We start from the raw sequence: 10092 nt of genomic DNA, 5'->3' as shown, positions 1-10092 counted from the left end.
TATTAATACTACAAAACAAATTAGAAATATTGTTCCAGCATGGGGAACTAAAGAACAAAATAAGAATTGTCTTATAGTTTGGAATAAAAATTAATATTTTATTTCTAAATTTTAAATGAACTTTAATTTATTGCTGGTTTATCTTTCTATTTATAATACTAAGTAAATAGCATCATTAAAAAAAATCTATATTTATCAAATTTCTGAAAAATTGAGATATATTTGCATCTGTAAACAAGTCATAGTGATTTAAGTTATAAACCTTAATTTAAAATTACTGATTATGACACAATGTTTACGTTGCGCTGGTTGGAAACCAGTGTTTGTGAGAGCCTATCAAAGAGTACGCTTCGGGCGACTTGAGAATGTAATCCAACACTGCAGGTCAAGGCCTGGTCAGCACAGAAATTAGGAGCAAAGTGAAAACTTTGCTTCTTTTTTTGACTACTTAATAATATTCCTTATTTTTCCCACCATCATGGCAACAAAATTGCTTCACCCTAGTTTTGTTGAATTTTATGAGCACTGCAGACCGTTCCTTCGAAAACGATTTTACCTCCGACTTACTGATTCAGGCACTGGCCTGCTCTCCTGCACCCACCGCCCTTTATTCGGGCGAAAACATCATCATCCGTTTCGCCAACCGGGGCATGCTGGAACTTTGGGGCAAGGATGCTTCCGTGATCGGGAAACCGCTGATGGAGGCGCTTCCGGAACTGGAAGGACAGCCCTTTCTGGGTTTGTTGCAGCAGGTCTGGCATTCCGGGGAAACCTATTCGGTGTCGGAAGCTCCGGCCAAGCTGATCAAGAACGGGAAGGAAACGCTGGATTATTTCGATTACGAATACCGGGCCCTTTTAGATGAAAACCAAAAAACCTGGTGCATCCTGAATACGGCCCTGAACGTGACTTCGCGCCGTGAATTCCTCCAGCAGATCCGCGAGAAGGAAGAACGGGAGCAGGCGCTGAACGAAGAAATGGCGGCCACCCTCGAAGAACTAACTTTTACGAATGAAGAACTCAGCCATTCCATCCAGCAGCTTGCCCAAAGCAGGGAGTATGTCCGCGCCATCATCGAACAGGCTCCCGTGGGAATTGCCATGCTGAAAGGCCCCGATCATATTATTGAAATTGCCAATCCCGCGATCTTGGAGATTTGGGGACGCACGGAACAGGAAGTGATCGACCAGCCGCATGAAGAGGTACGTCCCGAACTGCGTGGCCAGCCGGTAAACGGATGGCTCCGGGAAGTCTATGAAACCGGCATCCCGAAAATAAACAATGAGTTTGTGGTTAAATTACATCATCATGGCGGCCTTCGGGAAGCCATCGTGAACTCCATCTACCAGCCGATATTTTCAGGGGACGGGGAAATTTCCGGGGTGCTGATTATCCTTGAAGAGATCACCCGGCAGGTCCTGGAACGCCGGAAACATGAAAACGACCAGCAGATGCTGGCCCTGGCCATTCATGCAGGGGAACTGGCGACCTTTTATTACCAGCCTGGAACCAACCTCTTCTCAGGCAATACGCTGCTTAAGAACTGGTTCGGCCTTTCTTCCACTGAAAACCTGGACCTGTCGGTTGCCCTTGAAGTCATTGTTACGGAAGACCGGGAGCGCGTGGCTGGCGCCATTCTTCAGAGCTTAAGGGCAGATTCCGACGGCCATTATTTCGTCGAATATAAGATCCAGAATAAGACAGATCATCAAATAAGGCTGCTTCAGGCCCGCGGCCGGGTGTTCTACGATACGAAGGGCAATCCTTTAAGCCTCAACGGGACCCTGCGGGATATTACGGAACAGAAGAAAGAAGAAGAGCGGAAAGATGATTTTATGGGTATGGTCAGCCATGAGCTTAAAACCCCGATCACTTCCCTCAAAGCTTATCTCCAGGTGCTGCAGCGCATGGCGATCAAGGCAGAACATCTTTTGCAGCAGAATACCCTCGAAAAATCCCTGAAGCAGGTTGATAATATGGCTGCCATGATCAATGGATTCCTGAATGTTTCCAGGCTCGATTCGGGACAGATGCATATCGAAAAGACAGCCTTTGATTTCCAATCGTTCTTTTCGGAAATTGAGGACGAGGTGCTTTCGGTGATCCATACCCATCAGTTCATTTTTAAAACTTCCGGATCTTTGCAGGTATCGGCAGACCGTGAGAAAATATCGCAGGTCATCCATAACCTGATTGGGAATGCGGTGAAATATTCCCCGATGGGAACCGTGGTAACCGTGGAATATTCGGCTACCGGGAACAACCGTTTGGATGTCCGAGTACAGGATCAGGGCAAAGGAATCCCGGCAGAGGATCAGCAGCGGATTTTTGAGCGTTATTACCGCGTAAACGATGCACAAAGCACCTCCATAACAGGTTTTGGAATCGGGCTTTACCTGTGCAAGGAAATTATCGAGCTTCATCACGGCCGTATTAACGTTGAAAGCTCACAGGACGAAGGTTCTGTATTCTCATTTGTCTTACCGCTTGACAACGAGACCATTAATCATTAAGAATCAAACAGCTTATCGTACAGCCTTCTGTATTTAAGGCAGTAAACAATAAATTCAGTCATATAAAACAAAAACACCGGAGAAAATCTCCGGTGTTTATTATAATTTAACTTTCAATTGATTAACAAATCGGGAAGAAGAAATTTCCCGCTTCCTGTCACAACAAAGTTAAGCGGTGTACTCCCCCTCTTCTTCATTGTGCCAGAAGGTCACCTTTTCCGCGCTTACTTTCAGCAGGCAGATTCCCGGCGTCTCGGTACCTTCCGGAAACCACTGTTCCAGGCCGTCCACCCATTTCTCTTCTAAGGTTTCTTTATCGGTTACAACGGACGCTTTTCCATAGCAATCGATGAACAGCATATCATCGGTCTGATAAATGAGGCTTACCGTATTGTCATTTTTAATCTGCTTTACTTTGTTGCTGTCCTCATAGGTGAAAAACCAGGAATCGCCGTCATACTCCACTTTCCCGTTGTTGCTCATAGGCCTGGAGTGCGGAACCTGTTTTTCGTCTTTTGTAATCATCATGCAGAAATCCAGATCTTTCATCTGCTCTGCAATGGTTTCCAGTGATGCTTTTTTCATTTTATTATTTTTTGTGAATGGTTTTAATGGTGTGAATTGCCTTTCCTTTTTTTCCTGATCATTTTAATATTTAACCTGAAGCAAAGGGTCAATGCAATGGTCTGGTGTAGGTATTACCAAAAGATGTACCGATTATCGGGAAAACCGTCTTACACTTTGTGTTTAAAAAAATTAAATTAAAATATCATCTTTCCAGATAACAGTGCGAAGGTCCGTCCGTCTAAGACCTGTCAGCATTATCTTGGCGATCAGGCTTTGCGCAGCCCGCCTTCCCATAATGGTTATTACCCGACTTGGATTTCTGCCGGGTTACTCTCATTTTTATTAAAAATATTCAGAATAAGTACATCAGGGAAAAAAAGTTGAGCTAATTTTCCTTCCTTTTCCGGACAATTTAATGTTAAATAATTAAAATAACGCGAGCGTGAAGTAGAAACCGGATTGAAAAGAAGAAAGAAGGAAGCTGCGGTCTGGGAGTCCCTTTAGTCAGGATGTTTTAAGAGCCCTGAACAGTAAAATGATTTTTGCATCAGGCAAGGAAACTTTATTAAAATTCCTGATCATTTCTATTTTCCCATTCTCTTTAAACTCCTGAATAATAATTAATATTACCGAATTCACGTTAAATTAAAGAATGGCTACGATATTGACTGTAGGTATTACCAAAAGATGTACTGATGATCCGGAAGACAGCACCCCCCTACGATTCCATTGAGCCGGAAATTGCAAAAAAGCAACTTTATTCATTCTTAAAACACCATTTATCTTGAATGACGTTGTTTTCGTAACTTGCTGTCATGATCAGCAATGAGTTTTCCGGTGCATCGGATTTTATGAATTTTGTTTCTTTGCTTTCCCAACCTGAAAGTGAAGCGGAAAATCTTTTAGCCTCAAAACTTTATGAAAAGAAGTACCGGAAAGGCGAACTGATCCTGGAAACCGGAACGGTATGCAGCCGGATTTATTTTATAGACAGCGGCCTGGTGAAAACCTTTTTTTATACCGATACCCGTGAGTTTATCATGCGCTTTTTTCCTGAAGGCCATATGTTTACCGTTCTCGACAGTTTCACCCTTCAGCAGCCTTCCGCCTATTCCGTACTGGCCCTGGAGGATACGGCCATAACCTGCCTTAATTATAATGACCTGGAAATGCTCTGCCGGCAGTATCATTCCATGGAAACTTTTTACCGGAAGCTTCTTTCGCTGGCTGCGGTAAATATGATGGACCGGATCAGCGGTACTCTGGAGGAAAAAGCCCAGATTGCGTATCATAAATTTCTGAAAGAATACGGGCCGTTGCTGCAGCGGATCAGCCTGGCGGACCTGGCTTCCTATCTGGGAATTACCCAGGTATCTTTGAGCAGGATCCGGGCGGTGAAATAGTTTTTATCATTTGATAAATGCCGGCTCATGCAGCGGGTGTACCTTCGGATCAAATCGATCCGTTATGAAAAATACCTTATCTGTATCTCAGAAATTAAACTTTTTGGCAGCCTGCCTTTTTACAGTCGTTGCTCCGGTCACGGGATATGTGTCCATTGGTCTTGCTCCCGTTATTATTGTCGGAGGCTCGGCGCTGACCGGCCTGATCTGCTGGTCGCTAACCTACTTGAGAAATCCTGTTGAACCCCGCATCATTCTTCCGCTTTTTATTTTGACGGTTGCAGGTCTTCAGATCCATATTATTGAAGAATACCTGATGGGTTTTGCACCGGCCATGAGCCGGCTCTTCGGCATCCCGTGGAGTGAAAAAAGCTTCCTGATGGTGTTTGCGCTTATTGGCCCGGTGATTTACACGCTCACTTCCCTGGGGCTTTACTACAAAATCCCGGTGGCCGGATTTGTGGCCTGGTTCATCTTCATCGGTCCGGGCGTCGCTGAGTTTACCCATTTCATCTTTCCCCTGATTGCTCCCGACCTGCTCCCCCATGATCCCCATCCGCTGACGGCATCCATCGAAGGCACGCGAATTCCGGAGATGCGGAACTTCTATTTCCGGACCACGGGATACTACTACTTTCCCGGAATGTGGACCGCCGTGCTGCCCATGATTCCGGGATGTCTGGCCATTTACCGTTTGCTGATCAAAACGAAAAAGTGAATGGTGAATTTTGCTCCTCAAGTGAATGGTGAATAGTCAATATTGCAGTGCGGTTGTATTGGGAAACGCCAGGGCGCAATTTTTTTTAATGCTTTATGTTGTAAGACGCAAAGTTTTATCTTTGATAAAATTGTAAACCGCTGATTTTAAAAATGATAAAAAATTTCAGCGGTCAGCATTAGCGCTGTGAAAATCTGACAGCGTCAGATTCTTTGCGCCTTTAAACGCTGCATTGTCCACAATCTTCGCGCCGTTGCGTAATCCAATAAATACTATTTCCGTTTGGAGGACTTTCTGATATTCAACTGGGGCGTAAGAACCACCTTTTTCTCTATTGAGATCCCCGAGCTGTTTTCTTTGATATTTTCCAGAAATACCTGCCCTGCCATTTTCCCCATCATCACCGGCGTCTGATCAACGGAACTGATCGGCAGTTCCATAAACTGGGTGAAAGGCTCGTTGGAAAAACCGATGACCGCCACTTCCTGGGGAATTTTAATTTTTTTCTTTTTCAGTTCCTGACATGCGCCCAGCGCCGCAAAATCACTGGCTGAAAAGATCGCATCCGGGATCGATTTCCGGTCCCAGAGTTTCTTGATGGCTTCCACCCCTGCGTCGATGGAACTGCCTGTCGGGATGATGTTTTCTTCTTTCACCTGGAACCCATGGTCAGCCAAAGCCTGCTTATATCCGTTCAGACGGTTCTGGTAAATTTCAAGATTAAGGTCTCCGGAAAAATGGCAGATGTTTTTATAGCCTTCGCTGATTAAATGTTCCGTAGCAATGTAGCCGCCCCGGTAATCATCAATGGTTACGGTACTGATTCCGGGAACATCCTTTTTACGGTCGAAAAAGATAATCGGGGTATTACTGGTATCCAATATGCTCCGGATATGTTCGGTATCAATGGTAGTCCTGGAAACCGACATAAAAATGCCGTCAACCTGGGCATTCATCAGGGTATTCAGATGCCCCCTTTCAATATTCACATCCTCATGGCTCTGACAGATGATGACATGATAGCCGAAAGGAGAAAGTTCTTCTTCAATTCCCCGGATTACGGAGGAAAAGAAGTTGGTATTCACAAAAGGAACAATGATCCCGACGTTTTTCGTTTCCCCGCTTTTTAAAGCCTTGGCCAGGTTGTTCTGCTTGTAGTTCATTTCCTTGGCTGTCTTCGACACAAGTTCCTTTGTAGCCACACTGATTCTCGGATGGTCATTCAGTGCTCTCGAAACCGTTGCCACACTGATGTTAAGCTTCTTCGAAATATCATAGATGGTGGCATTTTTTTTATTCATACAGGTGGTAATTAGGTCTCTAATTAAAGGGGTATTACTGACGTAAATTTAATCAAATTCTGTCTACGGAAAAGGATATGCAGACATTTATATAACAAATCAGTTTAAATTTTTACTTAATTGGATTGAGGTAAAGATCCGGATTCAAGTAACGTGGTAAAATTAAGATAATACATTTAAGGAAAAAAAAGAAAATGCCCCTCCCGGAAGAGGAAGCATTTTCAACCCTAATATTTATATAATTATAAATTCAAATTATAGGCTGACCCCTCTCCTCCATGGAATGAAATCATCCTGATTCAGTAGGTCGGCTTTGGTTTTTACTTCTCCGCTCGCCACTTTGATGATGAACTCCATGAGTTCTTCTGCTCTTTCGGAAATGGTCTTCTCCCCGCTGATAATCGTACCGGCATTAAAATCAATAATGTCCGGCATTTTTTCCGCAAGGGTGGTATTGGAAGAAATCTTTATCACGGGAGCAATCGGATTTCCTATCGGGGTTCCCAGGCCGGTCGTAAACAGGACAACAGTCGCGCCGGATCCTACCAGAGCGGTGGTACATTCGGCATCGTTACCTGGCGTGCAGAGAAGGTTCAGGCCGGGTTTCGTTGCATATTCCGTAAAGTCCAGCACATCAACAATCGGTGCCGATCCGCCTTTTTTGGAAGCCCCTGCCGATTTCATGGCATCGGTAATCAGTCCGTCCTTAATGTTTCCGGGCGACGGGTTCATATCAAACCCGGAACCTGCAGCAACTACGGAGCTTTCAAAATCTTTCATCAGCCTCAGGAATTTTACGCCGTCTTCATCATATACGCAGCGGTTTACCAGCTCCTGCTCCACGCCGCACAGTTCGGGGAATTCCGCAAGCATAGTGGTCCCGCCGACGGCAGCCATGATATCGGAGACTTCACCCAATACAGGGTTTGCAGAAATTCCGGAGAAACCGTCGGAGCCGCCGCATTCCAATCCGATATTTAGTTTCGTAATGGAGGCCGGTTTCCTTTCGGTTTCGTTGGCTTTTTTAATGCCTTCGTAGGAATCTTTAATGACGCCGGTCAGCATTTCATCGATGGTACCCGACTTCTGCTGTTCGTATACGACAATCGGCTTTTTATTATCCGGTGCGAGGGCGTGAAGGGCATCCATAAAAATCTGAACCTGAAGATTCTGGCAGCCCAGACTGAGGACCGTAGCTCCCGCTACGTTCGGGTTATTGACATAACCTGCAAACAGCCTTCCCAGCGCTTCGGCATCCTGACGGATCCCGCCACATCCGCCCTGGTGCGTAATGAACCGGACATCAATATTTTTAAATACGCGCGTATCCGGCTCTACTTCTTCGACTGCAACATCAGCACCTGACCCACCGTTTAATAACGATCTTAATAATAGCTGATGTTTGCTGGCTTTATCGTGCAGCAGTTCTTTTTCGAAAATGTTCTTTAAGGTTTCAATATTTTTATTTTCACAGAATACCAACGGAAAGAAAAGCCATACATTTTCGGTTCCCACCTGTCCGTCTTCACGGTGATAGCCCATAAAAGTCCGGTCTTTCCACTGCTCTACACTGGGCGGGGTCCAGCCCAGTGTAGCGGTTTTCCCTTCTACTTTGGCACTTTGGTGTTTTACATTTTCAGTGGTAATCACTTCGCCTTTTCCGATGAATTGGTTTGCTTTCCCGACGATTACACCATACATGATGATCTGGTCGCCTTCCCGGAAATCCATCGCAGCGAATTTATGCTTGGCTTTGGTATCTTTCAGCACCGTATAATCCGTACCGTCCAAACGGACTACTTCCCCGGCAGGCAGATCTACCAGTGCGACGATAACGTTATCTTTGGGATTTACTTTCAGTACTTTCTTCTGCATGATGTTTAAGAATAAAATTGAACAAAATTCCTGTAGGCGGTTTCCATATCATGATGATCGATCTCATACAGTGCTTTTGCCACTGCTTCCTGCAGGCCTTTTACCTGCGTTAAATCGGTATCCCAGAATGATGTTTCGGAAAGCGCCAGCTGAGCAACGGTTTCATAGGATTCATTTTTCCATATTTCTTTAAACTTGGCAATGATTCCTTCTTCGTCATTTAAAGGTAAAGCTTTTTCCCCGAAGCTTCCCTGATAAAACCGGATTAAACAGGCCAGGGAAAAGGTAAGGTTAACCGGTAATTTTCCGTTACTTTCAATTGAGGTCAGCACGCTTGGCAACACCCTCACTTTGAATTTGGAGACAAAGTACAAAGCGATGCTTTCCAGATGATGTTTGATAAAAGGATTCCGGAAACGGTCGAATACTTCTTCTGCAAATTCCCTCAGTTCGGCCTCGTTCAGTCCTAAAGTGGGATTGATTTCATTAAATACCGCATCATGTAAAAATGTTCCGGTAAACGGATGATCCATTGCTTCTTTTACCGTTTCCAGTCCTGACAAAACAGCCGGAGCCAGCATCAGGGTGTGGCCGCCATTCAGGATTCTGACTTTCCTTAACCGGTACGGCCGGATATCATCCACGACCAGGATCTGCTCGTTGATTTTATGGAAAGGAATGCGCTCTTTCAGATTTCCGGCATCCTGAATAACAAAGAGAAGAAAAGCCTCAGAAACCACCATCATCTGATCTTCGTAATCCACCCGGTCTTCATACGATCCGGCATCATCTTTGGGGTATCCCGGAACGATCCGGTCCACCAAGGTATTGTGGAAATAATTACATTGTTGAATCCATTGCACAAACCGGTCTTCCAGATTCCAGAGCCGGGCGTATCGGGTGATAATATTTCTTAAAGCAAAAGCATTGTCTTCGATGAGTTCACACGGAATAATCCGTACCCCTTTATCAGCGGCCCCATTAAAATGCCTGAATCTTTCATACAGCAGAACCGTCAGTTTTGCAGGAAAGTTTTTATGGGGCCCCTGATAGGAAGTTTCGGCTTCGTCATAGGCAATCCCGGTTTCCGTAGTATTCGAAAATATAAATTCCAGTTCCTTTTCCTTTGCCAATGCAAGGAATTCCTGATAGTCCGTATAAGGATTCACCGACTTTTGGATGGCGGAAATCACCTGCTTTTCATCAATCAGTGCTCCTTTTTTGATGCCTCTGGTAAAAAGCGTGTAAAGGTTGTCCTGCGCTTCCAGCTTATGCACGGAACCATTGGGTGTTGGCTGTACATTTACGATTCCTGCATTAAAATCTGCCTCTCTATTCATCTTATCGATGATATAATCGGTAAATCCGCGCATAAAGTTTCCGCCGCCGAACTGTACGATTTTAATGGGAAGTCTTGTATTTTGTCCGCCTGTTTTGCGGTTTAATTTCTGTTTTGTCTGATTTTCCATCTTTTATTTTTTAACGCAAAGTGCGCAAAGATCTTTTTATTACTGAATCTTTTTTAAGCTTAGTCATCAAGATGTTTACACTCAAAAAACTTATATACTAACCCCTTGAAGGTTTATTTTTAATTGGTATTTATTTAATCTCCTTATACTTGGGTACCAGCGCTTTCATCACGCCCCAGGCGATGAGATAGGCTACGGCACCGATTGAGAAAATGATCATGTAGCCTTTGTCGATGCCGTCGACCA

At 44.6% G+C, this 10092-nt stretch carries 7 protein-coding genes; 3 read left to right on the top strand and 4 right to left on the bottom strand.

Features of this window, described 5'->3' with window-relative positions:
• The first annotated feature begins 518 nt into the window (after window positions 1-518).
• Window positions 519-2513, top strand: coding sequence for an ATP-binding protein (locus FY557_RS19660; RefSeq protein WP_149248926.1), 1995 nt, complete (start codon window positions 519-521; stop codon window positions 2511-2513).
• A 168-nt stretch (window positions 2514-2681) separates the two neighbouring features.
• Here FY557_RS19660 and FY557_RS19655 read toward each other — a convergent pair whose 3' ends face one another.
• On the bottom strand, window positions 2682-3098 hold the full coding sequence (locus FY557_RS19655) for a pyridoxamine 5'-phosphate oxidase family protein (RefSeq protein WP_149248925.1): 417 nt from the start codon (window positions 3096-3098) through the stop codon (window positions 2682-2684).
• A gap of 797 nt (window positions 3099-3895) precedes the next feature.
• Between FY557_RS19655 and FY557_RS19650 the strand changes: the two genes are divergently transcribed.
• Together FY557_RS19650 and FY557_RS19645 are read left to right on the top strand one after the other, a co-directional pair.
• Complete coding sequence (locus FY557_RS19650; RefSeq protein ID WP_149248924.1) at window positions 3896-4483, top strand: Crp/Fnr family transcriptional regulator; 588 nt, start codon at window positions 3896-3898, stop codon at window positions 4481-4483.
• A 64-nt stretch (window positions 4484-4547) separates the two neighbouring features.
• Window positions 4548-5201, top strand: coding sequence for a hypothetical protein (locus tag FY557_RS19645; RefSeq protein WP_149248923.1), 654 nt, complete (start codon window positions 4548-4550; stop codon window positions 5199-5201).
• Window positions 5202-5473: 272 nt separating this feature from the next.
• Here the strand turns inward: FY557_RS19645 and FY557_RS19640 are convergent, their stop codons facing one another.
• The 3 genes from FY557_RS19640 to FY557_RS19630 all read right to left on the bottom strand — a co-directional run bounded on the left by FY557_RS19640 (window position 5474) and on the right by FY557_RS19630 (window position 9846).
• On the bottom strand, window positions 5474-6502 hold the full coding sequence (locus FY557_RS19640; protein WP_149248922.1) for a LacI family DNA-binding transcriptional regulator: 1029 nt from the start codon (window positions 6500-6502) through the stop codon (window positions 5474-5476).
• A 255-nt stretch (window positions 6503-6757) separates the two neighbouring features.
• A complete protein-coding gene (locus tag FY557_RS19635; protein ID WP_149248921.1) occupies window positions 6758-8377 on the bottom strand; it encodes a UxaA family hydrolase in 1620 nt (539 codons plus the stop codon).
• A gap of 5 nt (window positions 8378-8382) precedes the next feature.
• Window positions 8383-9846, bottom strand: coding sequence for a tagaturonate reductase (locus FY557_RS19630; RefSeq protein WP_149248920.1), 1464 nt, complete (start codon window positions 9844-9846; stop codon window positions 8383-8385).
• Between the last annotated feature and the right edge of the window lie 246 nt (window positions 9847-10092).

It is taken from the genome of Chryseobacterium sp. SN22, from assembly GCF_008329705.1.
Taxonomy (GTDB): Bacteria; Bacteroidota; Bacteroidia; order Flavobacteriales; family Weeksellaceae; genus Chryseobacterium.
This window is presented reverse-complemented; position numbering and strand designations above follow the sequence as displayed.

What these genes read in the sequence shown, in the direction of transcription:
- FY557_RS19650 (WP_149248924.1), top strand. Translation starts at nt 3,896, where the DNA reads ATGATCAGCAATGAGTTTTCCGGTGCATCGGATTTTATGAATTTTGTT.
- FY557_RS19645 (WP_149248923.1), top strand. Translation starts at nt 4,548, where the DNA reads ATGAAAAATACCTTATCTGTATCTCAGAAATTAAACTTTTTGGCAGCC.
- FY557_RS19635 (WP_149248921.1), bottom strand. Translation starts at nt 8,377, where the DNA reads ATGCAGAAGAAAGTACTGAAAGTAAATCCCAAAGATAACGTTATCGTC.
- FY557_RS19630 (WP_149248920.1), bottom strand. Translation starts at nt 9,846, where the DNA reads ATGGAAAATCAGACAAAACAGAAATTAAACCGCAAAACAGGCGGACAA.
- FY557_RS19655 (WP_149248925.1), bottom strand. Translation starts at nt 3,098, where the DNA reads ATGAAAAAAGCATCACTGGAAACCATTGCAGAGCAGATGAAAGATCTG.
- FY557_RS19640 (WP_149248922.1), bottom strand. Translation starts at nt 6,502, where the DNA reads ATGAATAAAAAAAATGCCACCATCTATGATATTTCGAAGAAGCTTAAC.
- FY557_RS19660 (WP_149248926.1), top strand. Translation starts at nt 519, where the DNA reads ATGAGCACTGCAGACCGTTCCTTCGAAAACGATTTTACCTCCGACTTA.